At 71.7% G+C, this 22,304-nt stretch carries 16 protein-coding genes; 2 read left to right on the forward strand and 14 right to left on the reverse strand.

Going from position 1 to position 22,304, the window contains the following annotated elements:
* Positions 1-4: 4 nt before the first annotated feature.
* From ACFFRH_RS10315 to ACFFRH_RS10350, 8 genes are all read right to left on the reverse strand, one after another.
* Entirely contained in the window at positions 5-1,807 is a 1,803-nt protein-coding gene (locus tag ACFFRH_RS10315; RefSeq protein ID WP_386155885.1) for a (2,3-dihydroxybenzoyl)adenylate synthase, read from the reverse strand.
* Between the two features lie 2 nt (positions 1,808-1,809).
* Entirely contained in the window at positions 1,810-2,982 is a 1,173-nt protein-coding gene (locus ACFFRH_RS10320; protein ID WP_386155887.1) for a ketoacyl-ACP synthase III family protein, read from the reverse strand.
* Positions 2,979-4,325 carry a salicylate synthase gene (locus ACFFRH_RS10325; RefSeq protein WP_344745385.1) on the reverse strand — a complete coding sequence of 449 codons (1,347 nt, stop codon included), beginning with the start codon at positions 4,323-4,325 and terminating at the stop codon, positions 2,979-2,981. The genes ACFFRH_RS10320 and ACFFRH_RS10325 overlap by 4 nt, the downstream gene beginning before the upstream one ends.
* A gap of 603 nt (positions 4,326-4,928) precedes the next feature.
* A complete protein-coding gene (locus tag ACFFRH_RS10330; RefSeq protein WP_344745384.1) occupies positions 4,929-5,534 on the reverse strand; it encodes a response regulator transcription factor in 606 nt (201 codons plus the stop codon).
* Positions 5,535-5,881: 347 nt separating this feature from the next.
* A complete protein-coding gene (locus tag ACFFRH_RS10335) occupies positions 5,882-8,629 on the reverse strand; it encodes a sensor histidine kinase (protein ID WP_344745383.1) in 2,748 nt (915 codons plus the stop codon).
* A gap of 261 nt (positions 8,630-8,890) precedes the next feature.
* Entirely contained in the window at positions 8,891-10,357 is a 1,467-nt protein-coding gene (locus tag ACFFRH_RS10340; RefSeq protein ID WP_344745382.1) for a SagB/ThcOx family dehydrogenase, read from the reverse strand.
* A 103-nt stretch (positions 10,358-10,460) separates the two neighbouring features.
* Positions 10,461-12,740, reverse strand: coding sequence for a TOMM precursor leader peptide-binding protein (locus ACFFRH_RS10345; protein ID WP_386155891.1), 2,280 nt, complete (start codon positions 12,738-12,740; stop codon positions 10,461-10,463).
* Positions 12,737-12,997, reverse strand: a complete 261-nt coding sequence (locus ACFFRH_RS10350; RefSeq protein WP_344745380.1) for a hypothetical protein — start codon at positions 12,995-12,997, stop codon at positions 12,737-12,739. The genes ACFFRH_RS10345 and ACFFRH_RS10350 overlap by 4 nt, the downstream gene beginning before the upstream one ends.
* 421 nt (positions 12,998-13,418) lie before the next feature.
* On the opposite strand from ACFFRH_RS10350, the gene ACFFRH_RS10355 reads away from it, so the two are divergent.
* Complete coding sequence (locus ACFFRH_RS10355; protein WP_344745378.1) at positions 13,419-14,294, forward strand: LysR substrate-binding domain-containing protein; 876 nt, start codon at positions 13,419-13,421, stop codon at positions 14,292-14,294.
* Between the two features lie 325 nt (positions 14,295-14,619).
* Here the strand turns inward: ACFFRH_RS10355 and ACFFRH_RS10360 are convergent, their stop codons facing one another.
* From ACFFRH_RS10360 to ACFFRH_RS10385, 6 genes are all read right to left on the reverse strand, one after another.
* Entirely contained in the window at positions 14,620-15,867 is a 1,248-nt protein-coding gene (locus tag ACFFRH_RS10360; RefSeq protein ID WP_386155893.1) for a sulfate adenylyltransferase subunit 1, read from the reverse strand.
* Positions 15,867-16,799 carry a sulfate adenylyltransferase subunit CysD gene (gene cysD / locus ACFFRH_RS10365; protein ID WP_344745377.1) on the reverse strand — a complete coding sequence of 311 codons (933 nt, stop codon included), beginning with the start codon at positions 16,797-16,799 and terminating at the stop codon, positions 15,867-15,869. The genes ACFFRH_RS10360 and cysD overlap by 1 nt, the downstream gene beginning before the upstream one ends.
* Positions 16,796-18,958 carry a M20/M25/M40 family metallo-hydrolase gene (locus tag ACFFRH_RS10370; RefSeq protein ID WP_344745375.1) on the reverse strand — a complete coding sequence of 721 codons (2,163 nt, stop codon included), beginning with the start codon at positions 18,956-18,958 and terminating at the stop codon, positions 16,796-16,798. Before ACFFRH_RS10370 ends, cysD begins: the two co-directional genes overlap by 4 nt.
* A gap of 55 nt (positions 18,959-19,013) precedes the next feature.
* Positions 19,014-19,784: an SDR family NAD(P)-dependent oxidoreductase gene (locus ACFFRH_RS10375; protein ID WP_344745374.1), complete on the reverse strand. Its 771-nt coding sequence runs from the start codon at positions 19,782-19,784 to the stop codon at positions 19,014-19,016.
* A gap of 104 nt (positions 19,785-19,888) precedes the next feature.
* Positions 19,889-20,809, reverse strand: coding sequence for a sulfotransferase (locus ACFFRH_RS10380; RefSeq protein ID WP_344745372.1), 921 nt, complete (start codon positions 20,807-20,809; stop codon positions 19,889-19,891).
* A complete protein-coding gene (locus tag ACFFRH_RS10385; protein ID WP_344745371.1) occupies positions 20,802-21,812 on the reverse strand; it encodes a family 3 encapsulin nanocompartment shell protein in 1,011 nt (336 codons plus the stop codon). The genes ACFFRH_RS10380 and ACFFRH_RS10385 overlap by 8 nt, the downstream gene beginning before the upstream one ends.
* 297 nt (positions 21,813-22,109) lie before the next feature.
* Between ACFFRH_RS10385 and ACFFRH_RS10390 the strand changes: the two genes are divergently transcribed.
* Complete coding sequence (locus ACFFRH_RS10390; RefSeq protein WP_344745370.1) at positions 22,110-22,292, forward strand: lysine biosynthesis protein LysW; 183 nt, start codon at positions 22,110-22,112, stop codon at positions 22,290-22,292.
* Positions 22,293-22,304 lie beyond the last annotated feature (12 nt).

A 22,304-nucleotide genomic window follows, 5' to 3' on the forward strand; every position in this document is an offset into this window, starting at 1 on the left:
GGCGTCAGGGAGTGGATTTCGCGGGCGCCCGATGACGGGACAGGGCCGGGTCCTGGCGTCCGGGAGTGGATTCCGCGGACGTCCACCGGCGGGACAGGGCCGGGTCCTTCGCCGCGGCGGCGAGGACCTTCTTGTCGATCTTGCCGAGCGGGGTCAGCGGGAAGTCGTCGACGAACTCCACGCGGTCCGGCAGCTTGAACTCGGCCAGCCCGCGCTCGTGCAGCGCCCGCTTCAGCTCGGCCAGCGCCGGCTTCTCGCTCCGCTCGTCCCGCTCGTCCCGCTCGTCCTGTGCGCCCTGCTCATCTCGCCCGTCTCGCTCGTCTCGCCCGTCCCGGTGGACGATGAACGCGTAGATCCGCTCGCCGAGGAACTCGTCGGGGACCGGCACGACCGCCGCCCTGGCGACCGAGGGATGGGTGAGCAGGTGGCCCTCCACCTCCCCGGCCGCGATCTTGTCTCCGCCGCGGATCACCACGTCCTTCAGCCGCCCCTCGATGACCAGGTTCCCCTCGGCGGTCAGCCGTGCCAGGTCACCGGTGCGGTAGAAGCCGTCCTCGGTGAAGGCCCGCCGGTTGTGCTCCTCGGCGCGGTAGTAGCCGCGCAGGGTGTACGGGCCCCGGGTGAGCAGCTCGCCGGTGACGCCCGCGGGCACCTCGGCGTCCCGCTCGTCGACGATCCGCACCTCGTCGGCCGGTGAGATCGGCCGTCCCTGGGTGTTCACGACGGACTCGGGATCGTCGCCCTTCCTCGACATGGAGAGCATCCCCTCGGCCATGCCGAACACCTGCTGCAGACGGCAGCCCAGCTCGGGCTCGATCCGCGCGGCCAGCTCCGGCTGGAGCCTCGCCCCGCCGATCTGCAGCACGCGCAGGCTGGACAGGTCCGCCTCGGCCCACTCCGCCTCCTCCAGCCAGAGCTGCGCCACGGTGGGGACGACCGAGGTGACGGTGACCCGCTCCCGCTCGATCGCGTGGAAGCAGTCCTCCGCGACCGGGCTCTCGGCGAGCACGACCGTGCCGCCGGAGCCGAGCGTGCCGACGACCCCCGGGCAGCCCCAGGTGAAGTTGAACTCCACCGGAAGCGCCGCCAGGTAGACGTCGTCCGCGCCGAGCTCGCAGAGTTCGGCCACCGCCCTGGTCTGATAGGCGTAGTCGTCGTGCGTGCGCGGGATCAGCTTGGGCAGCGCGGTGGTCCCGCCGGAGAGCAGGAAGAACGCCACGTCCGACGGGTCGCTCGCGGGGAGCGGGACCGGATCGGCGTCCACCTGTGAGAGCGGGACCACCGTGTCGCGCTCCTCACCCGTCCCCTCACCGGTCTCCTCACCCGTCTCCTCGTCCAGGACGAAGATCCGGCGCAGGCTCGGCACCTCCTCGGCCATCCGCAGGGCGAGCGCGGTGTGGTCGAACCCGCGATGGACGCCGGGGACGACGTATCCGGACGCGCCGGACAGCTCGCACAGGTGCCTGATCTCGTTGGCCCGGTGCGAGGCCAGGGAGAACACCGGTTTGGCGCCCACCCTGAAGAGCGCGAAGGCCACGACGACGAACTCGGGGACGTTGGGCAGCTGCAGGACGATCCGGTCGCCGGGCTCGATCCCGAGCCGGTGGAACCCCGCCGCCATCCGGGCGACCCGGTTCTCCAGGTCGCGGTAGGACAGCCGCAGCTCCCCGCCGACGAGTGCCGTACCGTCTCCGAACGCGCGGGCCCAGGTCCGCGGGAGGTCGCCGAGGCACTCCCCGCGCCAGAGTCCCTCGCGCCGGTAACGGGCGGCGAACTCCTCCGGCCATGGCGTGCATCCGTCAAGCATCTCTACCGGCCTCCGTTCTCCGGCTCGTGGTTCCCGGGCTCGTGGTTCTCGTTCTGGAATTCGTGACTCCTGAGTTCGCGCCCCTCGGACTCGCGCCCCTCGGACTCGTGGCTCTCGGACTCGTGGCTCCCGCGCCCGTGGCTCCCGGGCTCGTACGGGGCGACGATCTCCACGACCGCGCAGCCCGCCTCCATGCCCGGCGCGCTGCCGATGAGCAGCACGTGATCGCCGGGGGCGACCTGCCCGCTCGTCCACAGGTGCTCCAGGCCGATGAACGGGTCGGCGGCGCCGGCGTGCCCGACCCCCCGGGTGAAGTCCCACAGGCCCCGGTCCGCGTCGATCTCCAGGGGATCGAGGAACATCGCCTCCAGGGAGCCCCGTGCGAAGCCGGTGTGGCAGACGCGGGTGACCTTCTCCATGGAGATCCCCGCCTCGGCCAGCGTCCGCTCGGCCGCCTCGGCGACGCACTCGCCGAAGTGCCCCATCGGGGGCGCGTTGCCCTCCGCCCACTGCCGGCGCCAGTAGTCGCTGCGCTCCTCGAAGTTCAGCGAGCGGCCGACGGTGATGCCGGGCGGGAAGAGCACCTCCCCGCCGCGGTGCAGCTCCTCCATCCCGGGGTTGGACACCGTCCCGAAGGCGAGTACCCGGGCGAAGCCGCCGCGCCGCGACACCACCGCGGCGGCGCCGCCGTCCGCGAGCAGGAACATCCGGGAGGCCCGCCACCGGTCCACCAGCGGGGCGGAGAAGTTGTCCCCGGCGGTCAGCAGCACGGCGTCCTTCCCGCGATCGGCGATCAGCCGGTGCGCGGCCATCTCCAGGCTCGCGATCATGCCGAGGCAGCCCAGCCGGACCTCAAGGGCGGTGATCGGCCTGGCCAGCGTCCTGCGCAGCACGTAGTGCGGCGCCGACCAGCCGTCCGGTCCCTGGTGGTAGCTGTCGCTGTGCAGCAGCGCGCCGAAGTCGTCCGGCTCGTGTCCCGACCGGTGCAGCGCGACCAGGGCCGCGCGGGCCGCCATCTCCGGCGCCGGTGTCTCTCCGGCGACCATCACGGCCTCCATCCCGGAGGCCTCGCGGTCGGCCCTGTCGTACCAGGACTCCCGGACCGCGTGCTCGGTGGTCACCACGGGGGGCAGGTAGGTGCCCACCCCGGCGAGGTAGACGTCGTCGACTCTCATCGCGCGCTCCCCTCGCTCGCGGGAACCAGGTAGCGCGCCACGCTGTCGAGCTTCTCGCAGGTCTCCTCGAACTCCCGCTCGGGAGTGGACTGCCCGACGATGCCGGCCCCGGCGCGCAGCCAGGTGCGGCCGTCCTTGCGGTAGGCGCTGCGCAGTACGAGTGCCGCGTCCATCTCGCCGGTGTGGTCGACGGTGAGCACGGCCCCGCTGTACAGGCCGCGCGACTCGGGCTCGTGCCTGCGGATCGTGGTGTACGCGGCCTCCTTCGGCACGCCGGACGCGGTCACCGCGGGGAAGACCGCGCCGAAGGCGTCCCACGCCCTGAGGCCGGGGGCGAGCCTGCCGGACACCCGGGAGGCGAGATGCTGCACGCTGCCGCGCTCGCGGATCGCCATGAACTCCGGCACCTCGACCGAGCCGGGAACGCAGACGTCGACGAGCTCGTCGGTGCCGACCTTCACCGAGATCGCGTGCTCGTAGACCTCCTTGGCGGACCCCAGGAGGTCGGCGCGCAGGCTCTCGTTCTCCAGCAGGTCCGAGGTGAGCGCCCTGGTCCCGGCCAGCGGCTGGCTGACCACGTGACCGTCGGCGGACACCTTGACGACGATCTCCGGGCTGAACCCGGCCGCCTCCACGCCACCGAGGTCGAGCAGGAACGACCGCGCGGGGTTGTTGCCCCGGCGCCCGGCCAGGTAGGTGGCGATCAGGTCGATGTCCTCGTCGACGTCGACGACCCGCGAGAGGATGACCTTGTTCAGGTCGCCCTGGTTGATCTCCTCGACCGCGAGCTTCACCGCGAGCCGGTAGTCGTCCTCGCCGAGCTCGCGCACGTCCAGCGGCTTCGGCGCGCCCTCGGAGGTCTCCTCGGTGCTGGAGATCGTCTCCAGCAGCGCGGTCAGCGTCTCCTGGTCGGCGGCGCGGAGGTGGGCGTGGCCGTCCTCGATGCGGACCTCGGCCCTCGGCACCACGAGGTGCAGCAGCCGGCCGTCGCCGACGTGGTCCAGCTTCCCCTCCTTGGCGTAGGAGAGCTCGAAGGCCGCCCAGCCGTAGGCCCGCCAGGCGGGGACCTTCACGGTGTCGAGCAGCCGGGCCACCTGGTGCAGGGGCCGGTCGCTCCAGGGCAGGACGACGTCGGCCTCGTCCTCCTGGACCAGCCGGGCGCCGGTGCGGTCCAGCGTGACCTCGGCCCGTGCGCCACCCGCGTAGGACCACTTCCCCCCGCTCTCGTACACGACGTACGCCGCGTGCAGGCCGGAGCCGGCGAGCCTGGCCGCGATCCGCGGCGGCTCCTCGGAGAGGGGGACCTGCGTTTCGAAGTAGTGCAGCCACCTGTTGGAACTCATCTGCGGGCATCCTTTCCTGGCAGTGGGAGACACGTGACGACGAACGGCGACCGGCTCACCGGCCGCGCGGCCACGGGCCCGGCCGGAGCGGCGGGGGGCGTGACCGGCCGGTGGCCGGGGGTCGCCGGCACTGTCTCCCCGCCGCCGGCGTACGCGGGATGGACCGTGGTCGTCACGTCGCCTCCTCTCGCGGTCCCGTTTCACGAGCGATGCTTTTGGTTACCAGCAATTACGGTATGCCGGTAACAAAACCGCGACAACGGGCCCGCGATAAGACCTTCTTCTCAGGATGCGAAGGCCGGACGGGGAGCGAGGGGCGGGGAAGGCGGGACAGGGAGGGGCTCCGGACCCGGCCGGCGTTCTGCCGCTAATCAGCCGCTAATCAGCCGAAACGCGGCCCGCACGCGGCCGACAGGTGACCGGCGCTCAACCGGCACGGACCGCTGCTCGGCCACTGCTCGGCCACTGCCCGGCCGACGCGCGATCGCCCGGGAAGCCGACCGCGAAGAGCTTCCCGGACCCCGCGCGGCCGACGCGCGATGCCCGGGAGAAGACTCCCGGGTCCGCGCGCCACCGAGGCCGGGACCGCGAGGGCCCGCCCGGTCAGATCCAGCCGGCCTCGGTGGCGATGCGGATGGCGTCGACCCGGTTCCTGGCGTTCAGCTTGGTGACCGTCTTCGTGAGGTAGTTGCGCACCGTCCCGACGGAGACGTGCATGACGGCCGCGATCTCCGGCGGCTCGGCGCCGCCCGCGGCCAGCCGCAGGACCTGGACCTCACGCCCGGACAGCGGGTTCTCCCCGACGTCCCACGCGGTCAGCGCGAGCTGCGGGTCGATGATGCGACGCCCCGCGGCCACCTCGCGGACCGCCTGGGCGAGGCGTTCCGAGGGCGTGTCCTTGAGGAGGAAGCCGGACACCGACACCGAGAGGGCGCGGCGAAGCGTGCCGGGCCGTCCCAGGCCGGTCAGGATCAGCGTCCGGCACGTGGGCAGCTTCGCGTGCAACTCCTCCGCCGCGGAGAGGCCGTCGAGCACGGGCAGGTCGACATCGATGATCGCGACATCGGGGCGCGTCTCGAGCGCGACGGGCACGATCCTGTCCCCGCTGCCGACCTGGGCCACCACCGTCAGGTCGGGCTCGATGTCGAGCAGGGCGGCCAGCGCCCCGCGCACCATGGGCACGTCCTCGGCGAGGAGGATCTTCAGCACAGCGGCGCTCCCGTCCGGACGTCGGCTCCAGGGCGAGGAACGACGACCGGAGGCGGCGGGGTCTCCCGATCCCGCGGGCACTCCCGCGACCGACCTCGCGGGCAGCACCCCTGTGACCGGCCTCGCGGACGGCTCCGTGGGCGATCCCGTAATCGATCCCGCGAGTGGCCCCGTAAGCGACTCTGCGAGGCGATTCTCGTCCCCATACGCCTCGCCACCGTTCGATCAAGCCGACTGGACCAACCGATCTTGATCCGAATAGTACCGAGTCAATTGAATTTGGCAATGCCGCAGAATTCTGACATTAACTTACTCGCCTTTGTCAGCCGAAAAACGATCCGGCCGAATCACCCGCCCCGGACGTCCGTTCTCTGGGCTCCCCCTGGTATATCGCCAGACATATCTTCCAGTACGCCTCCCGGCATGTCCCCCAGCACCTGCGTGCGGGGAACGAGGGCGCTGTCGGGCGCGGTGACGACCAACCGGAACTCCCCGTCGACGGCCTTGGCCGTCAGCCGCCCGCCGACGGCGCGCAGCCGTGCCGCCAGATGCCCCAACCCTGAATCGTCACGTACGGCCGGAAGCCCCTGCGGCGGCACCCCGTCGTTGGTCACGCGCAGCCGCAGCCCGCCCGCGTCCAGGACCGCCTCGATCAGGCACCACCGCGCGTCGCTGTGCCGCAGCACGTTCGTGGCCGCCTCACGCAACACGACCGCGAGCAGCGCGTCCAGCTCCCCGAGAGCCAGGTCCGCGGGAACGGCCACCCCGACGTCGATCCCCGCGGCGGCGAGCGTGGAGACCGACGAGTCCACCTCCGCGCCGAACGACATGTGCCGGTACCCGCTGGCCACCGCCCGGACGTCCGCGACCGCCCGCCGCGCGATCTCCAGCACCTCCGCCACCTCGGTCTTCGCCCGTTCCGCGGACCTCGGCAGCAGCCGGTACGCCAGCTCGCTCTTGACGATCATCACCGACAGCTCGTGCCCCAGCAGCGCGTGCAGCTCCCGCGCCACCCGCAGCCGCTCCTGGGTCACCGCCATCCGCGCCAGTTCCCCGCGCGTCCCGTCCACCTGCGCCACCAGGTCCGACAGCGAGCTGATGCCGAAGACCACCAGCCCGGTCAGGAGCGTGGAGATCACCAGGTACGCGGTCCACTCCGCCACGGCGCCCTGGAACACGGACAGCAGCAGCACCCCCGTGCCGACGGCCGCGTACAGCACCCACCGCCAGCGGCCCCCCACCAGCAGGACCGCCCCCGCGAGGAAGCCGCCCATCGAACCCCACGGCGCGCCGATCCACAGCAGCGGCAGGACCGTGGCGACCGCCTGCACCGCCAGGGTCACCCTCCTGAGCCACGCCGGCCACGACTGGGGCTCCCCCAGGGAGTGGACGATCTGCACGCCGACCAGCACGGCGACGCACACGGCGAATCCGGCCAGCCCGGCCGGGTGCGGCCGCTCCCCCAGCACGTTGACCACGATGAGGACGCCGTAACCCGACAGCACCACCACGGCGATGAAACGCGCCACCCGCAGATGCCAGGTCCGCGTCACGGCCCCGTCCGGCGCCAGGTCGTCCGAGGTGTCCGGTCGCGCGTGCTCCTCCTCCGGCGTCCCGGACACCCCGGACACCCCGGACACCCCGGACACCCCGGACGTCCTGGACACCCCGAACACACTGGACGTCCTGGGCGTCCCGGGCGTCCTGAACGCCCTGGACGTCCCGGATATACCGGATATACCGGACTCCCTGGACACCCCGACCGTCCAGGGGACCCCGGGCCAGCCCGGCGTCCCGGACTCCTCCGGCGTCCCCGGTCCGCCGGACGCCCCACCCTCCCCGGACCCGCTGGAGGTCCCGGTGGTGGCACCGGCCTCATCCGCGGCCGGTGCCACCACCGGGGCCCCCAGCGGGACCTCCGCGGTCAGCCGGAACCACTCGCCGCCGACCGTGACCGACAGCCGTCCCCCCGCGGCCTCCAGCCGTCCCGTGAGGTTGCCCAGTCCCGTACCGCTCCCGAACGAGCGCGCCCCCAGCTCCGGCTCGACCCCGTCGTTGGCCACCCGCAGCCGCGCCCACCCCTCCTCCACACCCACCTCGATGTCGCAGCGCTGCGCCTTGCTGTGCCGCAGCACGTTGGTGACCGCCTCCCGCAGCACGATCGCCAGCACCGTGTCCAACGCCTCGGGCAGGCCCCTCCCCGAGACGTCCACGCTCACCCGTATCTCGGCGACCGACAGCATCGACTCCGCCGACTCCGCCTCCGCCGCCAGCGACATGGGGACATACCCGCCCGCCACCACCCGTACCTCCGCGAGCGCGCGGCGGGCGACCACCAGGACGTCCCGGAGCTCCTGCCGGGCCCGGTCGGCCGCCCCCGGCAGCAGCCGGTACGCCAGCTCGCTCTTCAGGGTCATCGCCGACACGTTGTAGCCCAGCAGGTCGTGCAGGTCCCGCGCCACCCGCAGCCGCTCCCGCGCCACCGCCATCCGCGCGAACTCGCCCCGCGCCGCGTAGAGCACCCTCACCAGGGACGCCAGCGAGCTGACCCCGTACACCATCAGCCCGGTCAGCAAGGTGAAGTACACGCTGTAGACGGCGTCCAGCACCACCAGGTTCTCCTCCCTGAGCGCGAGAAGCGCGCCGACGGCGGCGGCGACGGCGAAGAAGAGCCCCCAGCGTCCCGGTCCCGTCACCACCAGCAACATGGATCCGGCGAGGAATCCCGCGATGGATCCCGCCTGCGGGCCGACCCAGAGGAAAGGCAGGAAAGTGACGACGGCCTGAATCGAGAGGGTGACGACCCGGAGCGGCGCGATCCAGCTCAGCGCGCCCTGCGTGGAATGCGCGAGTTGCAGGACCAGCGCGACGAACAGACAGGCGGCGAAACCCAGGAGCGCGGAGCCCGGCAGGCCCGTTCCCCATACGAACATCAGTGCGTTGAACACGTAGCCGTACAGAACGGCGACGATGATCGCACGGGCCATTCTGGGGGCCGCCAGCCCGCCCACTTCGTGGCGGGTTCTACGGCGTGCCCCGGGCAGCGACCTGGCGAATTCGCGCCAGCGCTGCGGAGGGCCGGCGTTCACCGTCATCGACCGTCTCCTTCAAAGCCCGACCGGTGGTCCTTCCCCGTCAGCCCGACGCCCCAAAACAATCTATAACAGGCGAATAAGCTTAGATAGGGCCATTTGCGTGGCTCTGGGGGAATCACAGGTGTACGCGGTGGAAAAACCGCGTGCCATAGTCGCGGGGCATGATTCACGCGCGTCCGGCGGGCGGGACGCGGTGTGTTCGCGCGACTCCGGCCGCGCATCCCCGCGTATCCGGGAAACGCCGAAAAAGCGGAAATCACCTTACGAGATTGCCGCCCTCGCTCGAAGAGCCCACTCGGCGTCATTCACCGCATATCGCCCGGAAAAGCGACTCGGCTCGGGGCCAGGACGGTGACCGACGACGAATCCGCCGACACTCGACTCGACCCGCCAGTCGAGGCCGAAGACACGTCCCGTCACCTCGATGTCGCCGCTGTCCAGCCTGCACGCCGCCAGCCCCATGGCCGTACAGACCAGGGAGAGCGTCTGGGTCAGCGCCCCGACGTTCTTGAGCACCAGCGAGTAGCTCAGGCCGTTGTACTTCCGCGACAGCCTGCGGAACCTCGCGGTGATGGTGAGCAGGACGGGCGGCGTCGCGTTCAGGTTCGCCGCCACCTTGCCCGTCTCCAGCAGCTCGTCCACGTCCGCCGGGGCGGACTCGATCGGCTCCAGCCGGTGCCGCAGGGGGTCGTAGTGGTAGACGCCCCGGGGGACGTCGGCGCACCTGTCCACCGTGGCGTAGAGCTCCAGCTCGTAGGAGCTGCCGCTGCTCGGGTAGGGGCGATCGCTCGTCGAGGTCGTCGAGCTCTCGTCCGGGGAGCCGACCAGGGACCGGACCCTCGCCGTCCGGTACAGGAGCTCCCCGAGCTCGTCGGCCGTCAGCTGTCTCTCGGCGTAGTGGCGGGTGTGCCGGCTCGCCTCGACGACCGTGGTCAGCGGCGGATCCACCGCGAGCAGCTCGCCCCACTTCGGCCGGGGCAGCGCGACGGGAGCCCGCTCCGCCCCCGGATCGACGAGCACCCGCTCGGGCCCCGGCTTCACGACGGGCTCGACGCTCCACTTGTCTCCCATCGGGTACGTCGCCCCGAAGTCGTGGTCGTGCCTGCCCAGGGTGGAGCGGGTGTGGAACATGAGGTCGAGGGGGGTCCAGGCGACGAGGGCGGGGTCGGTGTCCTCCTCGAACGCCATCGGCTGGAAGGGGTCCCCCTCCACGGCCTGCACCACCATCCCCGCCGCCATCAGGTAGGCGATCACGGGCTGGGAGTCCCGCTCGATCGCCGACGGGACGACCGGGCGGATCAGCGGCCCTATGTCGGCCATCGCCTCGGGCCGGTGCAGGATGACCCGGTGCAGCGACAGCGGCGACTCGACGTGGTAGTTGTTCCCGTCGGTCCTGATCAGCGCGAACCTGGACAGGCGGACCGGGTGGACCAGCGGGGTCTCCGGCAGCCGGAACCGGGCCCGCTGGGCGAGCGGGACCACCGACAACAGCGGCTGCTCGGGATCGAAGCCGAAGGAGCGCACCACGAGGTGCTGGAGGCCGTCGAGGATCGCGTCGAGCTCCCGCCTCTCAGCCTCCTCGCGGATGACGTTGTCGAGCGAGATGGGCCCCAGGCTCATCCGGCGCATCGCCTCCAGCACGTTGGGCGCGGGGAACGGCAGGATCACGTCCTCCCAGCGGCTGTGGAGCACCACGGTTCCGCGGTGCGGATCTGGTTCGATGTACACGTCCTCCCGGAACGACCACTGAGGGAATATCCGGAGCAAATCGGTATCGCTGCCTTGGCCACCGACCATCCTGTGTCTCCTCACCCTTGTCGAGGCGGAACGGCTACATGAACAGGGGAATCGGGTTGAGGTCCTCGTAGGCCGTCGCCCTGTCGAGACGCCCGAGGAGGACGGGAACGTCGTACAGCCGGCCGGGTCCGAACCTCGCCCAGAAGTGCCGCAGGCCGGGAACGACGACCTTGACGACCGGCATGCCGATGTCGGGACGCGTCTGGTCGAGGACGAGGACGTCCAGGCCCATCCGCCCGGCCAGCGTGACGATGTGCTCGACGTCCTCCCGCAGATCACCGCGAGGGGTGTAGGCGTAGCCGCGCAGGGTCCGCGGGGCCCGCTTCTCGTGGGGGCGGAGATAGGGCTGGTTCCCGGTCGTCGCGGTGAGCCACCACTCCTGGATGTGGCGATCGGTCGGGCCGTACCCCGTCCCGTCGGCGCGTGCCCCGGCGACGGCCGGGAGCAGCTGCCCGAGTTCGGTGAGCGCGCGCCGCGCGGCGATCCGGGGGTCGAAGTGGGCGCCGAAGCCGAGCATGATGTCCTCGGCCGGCTTGTCGACGCGCCGCGAGATCGCCACCATGACGGGGATGCCGAGGTCGGAGGTGACGTCGAGGAGCCAGAACTCCCGGCCGATGTCCTCGTAGCGCGCCCGGAGGCCGGTGATCCACGGGTCGCCGAACGAGCCGAGGTCCACGGCGGGCTGGCGCGTGCGGTTGTACCACCAGATGGCCACCGCGTCGCGCTCCACCAGTTCCAGGAAGCCCTGGACGATCGCGTCCTCGACGCTGGAGCCAGCGGCGTTCCCGTTCGAGGTCGCGCGCACCGACGGATGGCCGCTCCTGCTGAAGTAGAGCAGGTCGGTGGGGAGCAGGCGGTGCCGCTTCGCGGTGAGCGACCACACCGGGGTCCACTCGACGACCTCCTCGTCGTCGAACGGCTCGGGGACGTGCTGGAAGGCCATGCTCTCGGCGTTCCAGCGGGTGCGGTCCTCGAACTGGCGCCGGTGGAAGTGCTGGCACTCGTCGGGACGCACGGCTCGCTCGCCCAGGCCGCGGAGGCTGTCTCGCACCGTCGGCTCGTCACCGTGCCGCGAGCCGCAGTGTCTCTCCACCGCCTCGCAGAGCGCGCCCACCCTGGCCTCGATGTCGGTGCTCCCCTTGCCGCCGCTCTGCTGGCGCAGACCGGCCCTCATCGCGGAGAGGCTGTCGTCGGTGAGCGCGAGGTTCGGCCCGGAGAGGTAGCAGTGCAGGAAGGAGGGGCTCCGCGGGTCGCGCCGGATCTCGTCCGTGATCCCGGTGAGGGGGTCGGCCAGATGGCGGTAGCGTTCCCACACCAGCTCGGAGGCGAGCGCGCGGTGCCCGTTGCCGCCCACGGCCGCCTTGCTCCTGGACGCGATGACGACGGGCCTGCCGACGCTCGCCGCCACCAGCCCGGAGTCACCGCAGGAGGGACACTGCGGACGTCTCTCCACGCGGTGCCGCAGACCCTCCAGCGAGAAGGTGTCCAGCGTCCACACCGTGTCCTGGTGCTCGTCGCGCGCCCCGGCCAGCCACTTGGCCGCCTCCAGGGCCGCGAACTGCGCCCCGAGGGCACGGGTGAGGGGCAGCGACGCGTCGGGCGGGCTGACGACGCCCGTCTTCGACACGTTCCGCAGCCGCGCCTCCCCGCGCCGGTGCCCGCGCAGCCGCGTGGTCAGGCAGGACCAGCAGGGCCCCTCTCCCGGCCGGAAGAACGGGCCGACCCACAGGTCGGCGCCGGTCGGCTTGGCCAGCAGCCAGGGCCGCCCGTCCGCCAGCCGCCGCTCGTTGACCCGCTCCAGCTCCGGGTCGAGGTAGTCGTCGCAGAGGACGAGGGTGAGGGCCGCGGGCCGGTCGCCGTCCTCCTCGACGGCGACGCCCGCCGACCGCAACGCCTCGGTCACGGGCCCCGTGTCGACGCCGCCGAGGGCGACGAGCCTGACGGACGACTCCGCCAGGGCCGACGCGGCCCGGTCCGCGTCCACCCGCCCGAGGTCCCAGTAGGCCTCGGACGCGACATCGGCGCCGCCCCGCGGGGGGCGGCGGGATCCGACGAGGTTCGCCTCCGCCAGCCTGCCGAGGATCCGCCCGAGCTGCGCGGCCGAGATCTCGGGCGCCACGCGCCTTCGCACCTCGGCCAGGGTGTGGCCGCCGTCCAGCAGCGGCGCGAGCACCTGGATCCGCCCGCCGGACAGGGCGACCGTCCCCCGGGCCGAGGTGAGGTAGACCGCCTCCCCCGGGATCGTCACCGCCCGCAGGTGGCGCTTGAATCCGATCAGTGGTGAGGCCGCCCTGTCGTCGATGGGATCCTTCATCCGCAGTAGGTCCAGGCGGCCACGACGGGAGCGGGATGGTCGAGGTCCTCGATGACGAGGTCGTCGAGGACCTCGCACTTCACGAGCACGGTATCCGCCCCGGGCGCCTCCTGCCGGCGGTGGAGGTGGACGCCGGACTCCGCGAGCGTGGCGACGGGGTCACCGGCGGGCTCGGCCCAGGAGTTCTCCGGGAACTCGGCGAAGAGCCGGTCGTGCTCCGTCAGCCGCTCGGTCCGTGAAGCGTTCAAGGTCACCATCACCGTCTCCTCGATCTGGACGAGTTCGAATAAGTAAATTGTCCGTCCGATCCGGCGGTGAGAATAGTTTTCGCGTCATCAGGCGGGCATGAGAGTTTCACATCGCACTCGTGGCCCTGTGTGTAGGAGCTCCCGGTCCTCCGGAGCTACGCTGACCGCATCCGGACCAGAAGACTGGAGGAGATCATGGAGCGGAGGCACATTCGCCGACCGCGGAAACGACTCGTCCGGGTCCCCCGGCAGAAGAGGAAACGCTCGACCGGCACCCGGTACGCCCTCGACACCCGCACTCCCAAGGGGATCCAGCTGCCTTACTAGAGCATGGCGTGAATATCCGGAAAAAGCCCGCGACCTATTTGTTCAGAAGCCACCTCCAGCAGATGGCTCGACACTTTCCTACTAGGTCAGCTTAAGAGGAAGAATGTACCACGACCTGCAAATAAATCGGCTGAGAGCATTGGTCACCGTAGTCGATGTCGGCGGTTTCCGGAGGGCCGCGGAGGCCCTGCACATAACCCAGCCCGCCATCAGCCAGCAAATTCGCCAGCTGAGCGGCCTCGTCAAGGGCCCCATATTCACCTCGACCGGCCGGAAGCTGCAACTCAGCCCGCAGGGCGAGGAACTCCTCGGGTACGCCCGCCGTCTCGTGGCACTCAACGACGAGGCGGTGGGCCGTTTCGTCCCCCCGCCCGGGAACGTGCGGCTGTCGATCGGGATCGTCAACCAGCTCGCGGAGGCGCTCCCCGAGATCCTGCGGCTGCTCACCAAGGGCATGCCGCACGCCCAGGTCAGCGTCCAGACGGGGCTGAGCGAATCCCTGGAGGGCCGGGTGAACACCGGCCAGCTGGACCTGGCGCTGCTCCTCCAGACGGAGCCCCACGGGGCCGGCGCCACGAGCCAGGAGCTCGGCCGGATGCGCATGGACTGGTTCGGGCGTCCGGCCCACGGAGAGGGCGCCGCGCTCCCGCTCACACTCTTCACCGAACCGTGCACGCTGCGCGGCCGCATCGTGGACACGCTCGACGAGTCGGACGTCCCGTGGCGTGTCGGCTACGAGGGCGCCGAGCTCGTCGGGCTGCGCGCGGCCGCCAAGGCCGGCCTGGGCGTGGCCTGCCTCGTCGCCAACGGCGACGAGCTCTGGGGCCTGCCCAAGGCGGCCAGCCTCACCCTCCCCTCCCCGCCGGGCCCGCTGCCGGTGACCATGGCCCTCTCCACCGGCGCCGCGACCTCGGGGTACGTCCCGATCGCGCGCAAGGCCTTCCAGCAGTCACTGCGCGGCTACCCCTTCGCCGGCTGAGCCGGTCGTCCTCCATCTGCGGGCCCTTCCCCCTGAAGACCCTTCTCCGTGAAGGTCCCCCTGAAGGCCCTGAAGACCCCGAAGGTTCCCACCGGGTGACTCACCCTGAAGACGCCGGGTGAATCACCCCGAGGCCGCGGACGCCGTCTCAGTACACCGCCGTTCGGCACACCACCGTCTCTGCACACCACCGTCCCGGCACACCGCCCGAACGGGCGGGCGGACGAGAAGCGCCGTGAAGCCGTGAAAGCGCGGGCGCCGGGTGACTCACCCTGAGGATGCCGGGTGAACCACCCCGATGCCGCCCTGACGTCACCGGGTGTCCTCACCCCGCGAGCGTCTCCTCGACGATCCCCGCCGAGCGGGTGCTCCCGTCCGCCGGGTCGATCAGCAGGCAGGAGCCGGTCATGCGGGACCGCGCGTAGGGATCGGCCGCGAGAGGGTCGGTGGTACGCAGCACGACACTCGCGATCTCGTTGACGGCGAGACCGTCCGCCTCCGGCGCGCAGGTCAGATCCCCCAGGGCGGCGGAGGGCACGATGTCCTCGACGACCGCCTGGACCGTCCTGGTGGCGTGCTTGACCAGGACCCGTTCCCCGACACGCAGGTCACGCTCGTGCAGGTGGCACGTGGTCGTGCGCAGCTCGCGGGTGAGGGCGGGCGCCGCGTTCTCCGGCACGATGAGGGAGCCCCTGGAGACGTCGACGTCGTCGGTGAGGCGTACGGCGACCGACTGCGGCGCCCACGCCGTGTCGGCGGGCTCGCCGAGCACGTCGATCGCCGCCACCGTGGAGGTCCGCCCGCCGGGGAGCACCGTGACGCGCTCGCCGACCCGCAGGATGCCGCTGGAGATCTGCCCGGCGTAGAAACGGTGGCCGTCCGCCCGGATGACGTACTGGACGGGGAGCCGCGCGGGCCCCTCGGAGGGGTCGACGCCCACCGGCACCGTCTCCAGGAGCTCCAGGATCGTGGGACCGGTGTGCCAGTCCATGTTCGGCGAGGGGGTGACGATGTTGTCGCCGGTGAGGGCGGAGATCGGGATCGCGGTCACCTCGCCGATCCCGAGGCCGGACGCGTGCTCGGTGAACTCCTCGGCGATCGCCGCGAACACCCCCTCGTCCCAGTCGACGAGGTCCATCTTGTTCACGGCCAGCACGACGTGGGGGACGCGGAGGAGCCCGGCGACGGCGGCGTGCCGCCTGGTCTGCGAGACGACGCCGTTGCGGGCGTCGACGACGATGAGCACAAGCTCGGCGGTCGAGGCGCCGGTGACCATGTTGCGGGTGTACTGCACGTGGCCGGGCGTGTCGGCGAGGATGAAGCGCCTGCGCGCGGTGGCGAAGTAGCGGTACGCGACGTCGATGGTGATTCCCTGCTCGCGCTCGGCGCGCAGGCCGTCCGTGAGCAGCGCGAGGTCGGCGGTCTCCCGGCCCTGTTTCCGCGAGGCCGTCTCCACCGCCTCCAGCTGGTCGGCGAGGATCGATTTCGAGTCGTACAGCAGCCGGCCGACGAGGGTGGACTTCCCGTCGTCCACGGACCCGGCGGTGGCGAAGCGCAGCAGTGTGGTGGTCATCAGAAGTAGCCCTCCCGTTTGCGGTCCTCCATGGCGGCCTCGCTCAGCCTGTCGTCGGCGCGGGTGGCCCCTCGCTCGGTCAGCCGGGAGGAGCAGATCTCCTCGATGACCGCCTCCAGGGTCGCCGCGCTGGAGTCGACGGCGCCGGTGCACGACATGTCGCCGACCGTGCGGTACCGGACGAGGCGCCGCTCCAGGGGCTCGTCCTCCCTCGGGCCGCCCCAGTCCCCGGGGGCGAGCCACATGCCCCGGCGTGAGAAGACCTCGCGCTCGTGCGCGAAGTAGATCGGCGGCAGCTCGATCCCCTCCCTGAGGATGTACTGCCAGACATCCAGCTCGGTCCAGTTCGACAGCGGGAAGACGCGGACGTGTTCGCCGGGCGAGTGGCGTCCGTTGTAGAGGTTCCACAGCTCCGGCCGCTGCCGTCGCGGGTCCCAGCCGCCGAAGTCGTCGCGCAGGGAGAACACCCGCTCCTTGGCGCGGGCCTTCTCCTCGTCCCGCCGCCCGCCGCCGAAGACCGCGTCGAAGCCGTTCGTCTCTATGGCGTCGAGCAGCGGCACCGTCTGCAGCGGGTTGCGCGAGCCGTCGGGCCGCTCGGCCAGCTCGCCCCGGTCGATGAGCTCCTGGACCGAGGCGACCTCCAGCCGCAGGCCGTGCTCGGCGACGACGCGGTCCCGGTAGCCGATGACCTCGGGGAAGTTGTGGCCGGTGTCGACGTGCAGCAGGGGGAACGGGACCGGCGCGGGGGCGAACGCCTTGCGCGCCAGGTGGAGCATGACGATGGAGTCCTTGCCCCCGGAGAAGAGGATCACCGGCCGGTCGAACTCCCCGGCCGTCTCCCGGAGGATGTGGGCGGCCTCCGCCTCCAGCGCGTCCAGGTGGGACAGCTGGTAGGCGTGGCCGGCGGTCTCGTCGACGGCGATCGTTGTCATAGCGGTGTCCTCTCTCCCGCGTCGGCCTCGGCGGCTCCAGCGGTCTCGGCGGCTCCGGCGGCTCCGGCGGTCTTGACAGCCCCGGCGGCTCCGGCGGTCTTGACAGCCCCGGCGGTCTCGGCGGTCTCGGCGGTCTCGGTGATCCCGGCGCCCTTGGCGGTCTCGGCGGTCCTCGCGGCCCCGGCGCCCTTGGCGGGCCGGGCGCCGACGACGGCCCCGGTGCTCTCGGCGCCCTCGGTACTCCCGGTGCTCTCGGCGCCCGCACCGGCCGTGTCCGGCGGCGTGGCCGGCGCCTCCGGCGGGCGGGCCTGCGCCACCCAGTTCGCGACCGCCCTGGACAGCACGGTCCTGGCCCGCCTGAACTCCTCGGCGTCGAGGTGCTCGTCCGGCGTGTGGTCCAGCGCGGAGTCCCCCGCGCCGTAGGCGACCATGGGCACCCCCCGCCAGGTGGTGGCGAGGGTGTTCATGTCGCTGCTCCCCTTCTTCGCGAGGAACCTCGGGGCCACGCCCTCCTCCCTGAAGGCCCGCGAGAACGCCTTCACGAGCGGGCTGGTGCGGGAGGTGATCACTCCGGGCGTGGCGCGGAGCACCTCCACGACGACCGGTCCCGCGACCCGGCGGACGAGCTCGACGAGGTGTTCCAGGTCCAGGGCGGGGGGAACCCGCACGTCGATGACGGCCTCGCCCAGCTGGACGTCCCCGCCGTTCACCGCGTGGATGCCGAGCACGGCCACCAGCGCCTGGGAGTCGGCCTCGCCGATCTCCTCGCGCAGCCTGCCCAGGACGTCCACCAGCTGGTCGGCGGCGGTGGTGACCCCCTGCCCGGCCGTGTGGCCGACGCTGTGGCTGACGCGCAGCCGCACCTTGAGCAGGCCGTAGTAGCCGATGGTGAGGGCCTTCTCGCCGCTGGGCTCGCCCACGACCACCGCGTCCGCCGGGTAGTGGTCCCTGGCGTGGAAGGCCCCCGCCGAGGTGACCTCCTCCTCGACCGCGCCGACGACGCGCACCTGGGCCCAGCTCGGCACGTCCATGTCCGCGAGGGTCTCCAGGTAGGCGACGAGGCTGGCCTTGGCGTCGACGCAGCCCCTACCGGTGATCGTCAGCCCGTCCCAGCGCACCGGCCACCGGTGCGGCACGGTGTCGAGGTGCCCGAGCATGAGCAGCCGCCGGTCGCCGGAACCGCGGGTGGCCACGAGGTTGCCGGCGGCGTCGATCTCCGCGTGGACGCCGCGCTCCGTGCACCAGCCCGCCAGGTACTCGGCGAGCTCCCGCTCGTCGGCCGACACCGAGGAGATCTCCACGGCGCGGGCGAGGAGCGACAGGTCGGGCGCCGGCGCCGGGGCGCGCCAGAAGCGCGTTCCCGACGCGGGCGACAGGATGTGCGGCCCGGTTATCGCGACGTCGGCGCTCCCGTCGAGGGCGATCTCCGCCGCGCGTACCTTCTGCCGCATCCGGCCCCGCGCGAACCGCTCCCCCTCACCGCGCACGACGTCGGTCAGCCGGCTCGCGGGATCCTCGGGGTCGGCGAGCAGGCCCGGCGTGCCGGTGACGAGGCGCAGGTGGTCGGCGGCGAGGGCGTTGGCCAGCTCGGCGGCGAGGACGTCGGCGTCGACGTTGAGCGCGGAACCGCCGGCGCCGTCGGCGACGGGCGGCGAGAGGCACACCACGTCGAACGCGTCGAGCAGCACCTTGAGGCGGTCCACTGCCACTCCGGTCACGGTGCCCGCCCGGTGGTCGCGGACCACCGTCGTCCTGCCGTCCCGCACGGCCCGCAGCGGCCGGTTGGCCTGGGCGCTCACCAGCGCCCCGTCCCGCGCGACCGAGGTGAGGACGGTGAGCCCGCGCGAGGTGAGCGCCTCGCGCACGCGCGGCAGCGTCACCCGCTCGTACGCGTCCACGATGTGCGGCATCTCCTCGGGAGGGCAGTAGCGCACCTCGCTGTCGCCCCGCAGGCTCAGCGTCCTGACCTTGCGGCCGATGTCGGCGTAGTGCCGGGTGATGCCGGCCGCGCCGCCCGCGACGAGGAGCACGCGGGCGCCACGCCGGCGCAGCAGCGCCACCTCGTCGAAGAGCGCGTCGTGCCCGAGACTCGCGCTCCCTATCTTGACTACGTAGAGTGCCGCCTTTCGCGTGCTGGCGACGTGTCCGAGTACGGACATCTTTCGCTCCTCCTCAGCTTTCCGGCCGTCCGGCCGATGTCCTGGGCCGGCGCCCTCAGCCGATGCCGCGGGTGTTGCCTCCGTCGGCCACGAAAACCGTGCCCGTGACGTACGAGGCCTGGTCGCTGGCGAGCATGGCGGCCAGCGCGCCGAAATCCTCCACGTCCCCGATCCGGCCGAGAGGGATCCGCTCGGCGACGCGGGCGATCTCCGTCTCCACGTCCGCGCCGAACTGCTCGTCGAGGATGGGGGTGCGGTGGAAACCCGGGGCGAGGATGTTGACGGTGACCCCGTTCGCGCCGAGCGCGTGCACCAGCCCCTTCATGTAGCCGAGCAGGCCCAGCCGGGCCACCGACGACAGGCCGCTCTCCGGGTGGGGCTGGCGCACCGACTCCGAGGCGATCATCAGCATGCGGCCCCAGCCGCCCTCCTTGAGGAAGGGCAGCGCCGCGAGGGTGACGCTCACGTGCGGCAGGAGGTTCCCGTCGATGGCCGCGCGGTAGTCGGCGACCTGGAAGCTGTCGACGGGCCCGAAGGGGACCCCGCCGGAGTTGGTCACCACGATGTCCAGCCCGCCGAACGTGTCCGCGGTCCGCCGTACCCATTCGGCGGCGGCCCGCTCGTCGCGCAGGTCCACGGGGGTGCTGAGCACCTCGCCCGTTCCCATCGTGTTGACCTCGACGTGCGCCGTGGCGAGCTTGGCGGGATCACGGCCGCAGATCGAGACGTTCGCCCCCTCCGCCGCGAGGGTCTTGGCCACGGCCAGCCCGAGCCCGCTGCTCGAGGCCGCCACCAGGGCCACGCGCCCTTTGAGCCGAAGGTCCATGAGATGTGGCTCCCTAACTGTCGTGTCCGCCTGGTCGGCGGGAACGGGGTGTCCCTCTCGGTCCCCTGCCTGGTCGGCGGGGACGTGGGCTCCCTGTCGGTCCCCTACCTGGTCGGCAGGAGCGGATACCCGTAGCGGGTGAGCACCGGCAGGGCCGGGGCGGTCGCGGCGGCGATCTCCCGCGCGGACAGCGCGGTGCGCCAGCGCTCGTCGGAACGGATCCGGGTGTCGCCCTTGGACAGCCGGTCGGGGTTGCCGGTCACCGTGTGGTTCTCCCTGAGCGAGACCAGGCCGGTCTCGTCGACCGGCGGCTCTCCCGCCAGCCCGGCGAACCGCATGACCCGCTCGACCACCTCGCGCGGCCGGTCACAGAGGTCCTCGTGCCTGACCCGCAGGTAGCGTTCGGGGGCGGCCCCTCCGACGAGCTCCGACGCGAGGTTGAACGCGCTCCAGTACCCGCTGCTGCGGGCGGGGCTCATCGGGTCGATGTACTCCTTGGCGTTCTTGTAGGAGAACGCCGTCGCGCGGGGGTCGCGCACCATGTGCAGCACCCGGACGTCCAGGTCCGTACGCCCCAGCAGCGCGGCCGCCTCGGCGGGATACTTCGAGCCGTCCACGATCAGGCGCTCGCCGCCGCTCGCGGCCAGCGCCCGGTAGACGGCGGCGGTGCGGCCGACCGCCTCCACGACGCCGGGCGCCGTCGGCCTCCTGCCCTGCGCCTCCGTGAGGCGGGCCCTGGTGTGGCGGGTCCGCAGCAGGAAGCGCTGCAGGATCGCCATCCGGCGCGCGGCCCCGGCCTGTGCCGTGCCGTCGGCTCCCAGGACCGAGGACCAGACGTCGCACGCGGTCAGGTCCCTGCCGCAGCCGCAGCTGGAGTTGGTGCCGGCGTTCAGCACGCCGTTGCGCCACAGGTAGTGCAGCTCGCCGGCGTGCAGGACGCCGGGAAGCTCGCCGAGGACGTTGCCCAGCAGGGTGCTGCCGCTGCGCATCCACCCGGTGATGTACAGGATCCGCGGGTCACCCATGGCGACCACCCCACGACAGCGTCATCAGGTGCTGCGGCAGGTGCACGGCGAGGCCGACGCGGCTGCTCGCCTCGACGAGGTCGGCGCCGCCGGCCCCGGCGCCCCGGCGCAGCGTGATGGAGGAGGTGCCGGGCAGCAGCAGGGTGAACGCGGCGCGGAAGTCTCCCATGAGCAGGGTGTCCTTCGGGATCATGCGTGTCCTCGACACCGTGATCCCGGCCACGGCCAGCCGGCCGAGCATGCCCGTCCTGACCATCTCCCAGTAGACGGCGGGGTGGGCGACGACGCCGTCGCACGAGCCGCCGGTCTCCTCCACCTCGGCGGCGGCCTCGGTGACCGCCTCCTCGAGACCGAGGCCGGTCTTCCGGTCGCGGGTGCCGGGCAGCCGGAGCATCCCGGTGATCGCCCCGTCGCCGGTGCCGTGCAGCAGCGCCTCGTTCTCCGCCACCGACAGCCGGACGAGCACGCGGTAGTCGACGTACGGGGCCAGCAGGGCCGGTTCCCCGAGGATCCCCTCGGGCAGCGGCACCGAGACGGTGAGGTCGGTGAGCCGGGCCCGCTCGATCCTCGGCGCGAAGGCCGCCTCGGGGGTGGCGGCGTAGGAGGTTCCCGACCCGCCCAGCTCTCCCCGGGGCGGCTCGTGGACGTAGGGCGCCGGGCCGTCGGCCACCGGCGCGGTCTTCAGCAGGTGGCGTACCGGGTAGCGGGGGCGGGACGCGAAGAGCGGGAACGCCGCGGGCAGGTGCACGCCGAAGGGCACCACCAGATCCCCCCGTTCACCGGCACCGGCACCGGCACCCGCGCGGTCACCGTTCCGCAGGCCGGCTCGCTCGCCGGCCGTGCTCACGGACGTGCTCACGGACGCGCTCGCAGCCGCGTTCACGGCCGCCGCGAACTCCTCGCCCGGCGTGCGCTCGGCGGTTCCGAAATCGAAATCAAGATCAGACGGAGCCGGGTGCGTACCGTCGCCGTCGACGGCCGGACTCTCTGCGATCCCTCGCATTACCCCTCCTTCTGGAGACTTCTGGAGATCCTCTGGAGACCTCCGGGGGCTTCTGGCGACTTCCGGTGATGACGACAAACAAGCAAATAATCACCACTGAAGAGCCTAGTCATCCGGCATGCCATTTTTCGGCCCCTACCCAAGAAGCGCTGCTTATGAGGTAATAGCCTGATGTTATGAGGTCACCTCATAAGCAGCGTCATTCATTTTGAGTAAAACCACTTATTAGCGGTTTCACGGGAAATGGGGTTACGGTTTAAAAGACAATCTCGGACAACTACGAACAGGGATGAGCTCATGCAGAAGGTTGTGAACGGCCCGGAATGCCCTGAGTGCGCGGCCGAGGTGACGATCGACGGAGACGCCAGGGTGAGCGAGATCGTCGAGTGCCTGGACTGCCGGAGCGAGTTGGAGATCGCCTCCGTCCAGCCCCCGACCCTCACGCTGGCACCGGACGTCGAAGAAGACTGGGGCGAGTAGCGGAGGGAGCTG

Origin of the sequence: Streptosporangium vulgare, assembly GCF_042428775.1 — a bacterium.
Taxonomy (GTDB): domain Bacteria; phylum Actinomycetota; class Actinomycetes; order Streptosporangiales; family Streptosporangiaceae; genus Streptosporangium; species Streptosporangium vulgare.